Raw genomic sequence first — 255 nt, 5'->3', positions numbered from 1 at the left:
CCCAAACCAAGTGCTCTACCAAGCTGAGCTATTTCCCGTTAAACACTATGGCGCGCCCGAAAGGAGTCGAACCCATAGCCTTCTGATCCGTAGTCAGACGCTCTATCCAATTGAGCTACGGGCGCATGTTTTAAAAAATGGTGCCGAGGACCGGAATCGAACCGGTACGGTAGTCACCTACCGCAGGATTTTAAGTCCTGTGCGTCTGCCAGTTCCGCCACCCCGGCATATGGAGCGGAAGACGGGATTCGAACC

The 255-nt window shown here is 54.1% G+C and carries 2 tRNA genes; both read right to left on the bottom strand.

The features are described from left to right. Positions 1 to 48 precede the first annotated feature (48 nt). Positions 49 to 125 (bottom strand) — tRNA-Arg (locus M3183_RS26955). Positions 126 to 138: 13 nt separating this feature from the next. After that, positions 139 to 227: transfer RNA gene (locus M3183_RS26950), tRNA-Leu, on the bottom strand. Between the last annotated feature and the right edge of the window lie 28 nt (positions 228 to 255).

It is taken from the genome of Neobacillus mesonae (assembly GCF_023715155.1).
GTDB lineage: Bacteria > Bacillota > Bacilli > Bacillales > Cytobacillaceae > Neobacillus > Neobacillus mesonae_A.
Note: the sequence above shows the minus strand (reverse complement) of the source record. Positions and strands in the feature narration are given on the sequence as shown.